The sequence below is a fragment of the Vibrio sp. 811 genome, assembly GCF_033339195.1.
The window spans coordinates 1-761 of the sequence record NZ_JAWOUB010000323.1 but is presented as its reverse complement, the minus strand read 5'-3'; the positions used below and the strand labels follow the sequence as shown (position 1 = coordinate 761).

Sequence of the window (761 nt, the reverse complement as noted above, 5' to 3'; positions counted from 1 at the left end):
AACTGAGAAAGGTTGGAAGTGGAGTAGTGGTGCTTTTGCGCTTGAGGATCTTCCTCTGCCTTCGCTACCGCTTCCAAATGCTGCCACTGCTTTAATGGCTCTAGGCGCGTCGGAATTGCAAATCACTGACATAAACATCGTTAATGGCTTGAATAATGCTCGACTCGCGGGTCGAATGCAGGTGCTTCAACACGAGCCAGAAATTGTGTTGGACGTGGCGCACAACCCTCATTCTGCTGAGTATTTAGTTGAAAAGGTGAAAACTCAGTACGCGGGGAAAACTATCCACGTTGTGATTGCAATGCTGCATGATAAAGACATCAAAGCGACATTGGCCGCGCTTAAGCCTATCGCGACGCATTGGTATCCAGCATCGTTGACTGGGCCAAGGGCTGCAACGGCGGATGAATTGTGCCAATACCTACCGCAAGGGCAAGTTCAGTTCCAAACACCGATTGAAGCGTTTGAGAGTGCATTAAGCAGCGCTGCTTCAAACGATGTTGTGTTGGTCGCGGGCTCATTCCATACCGTAGGTGAGGTATTGGAGCATTGGCAATCAAAGAATAAGTAATCAAAGGTAACTTGATGGCAAGTAAATTCCAAAGTCGTTTAGTCGGCACCATCATTCTAGTCGCAGTGGGAGTCATTGTTCTCCCTGATGTTCTAGATGGTAAAAAACTGCACTACAAAGAAGAATTTGCCAGCATTCCTATCAAACCTGAACTTGATAGTGATGTGGAAAACTTCGAGATCTTAGAGCC

At 46.9% G+C, this 761-nt stretch carries 1 protein-coding gene and 1 pseudogene; both read left to right on the top strand.

Features of this window, described 5'->3' with window-relative positions:
- Positions 1-571: glutamate ligase domain-containing protein (locus R7Q46_RS26635; protein ID WP_318078149.1), on the top strand; the 571-nt coding region annotated here is incomplete at its 5' end.
- Positions 572-585: 14 nt separating this feature from the next.
- Positions 586-761, top strand: a pseudogene (locus R7Q46_RS26630) (cell division protein DedD); the annotation flags it as partial.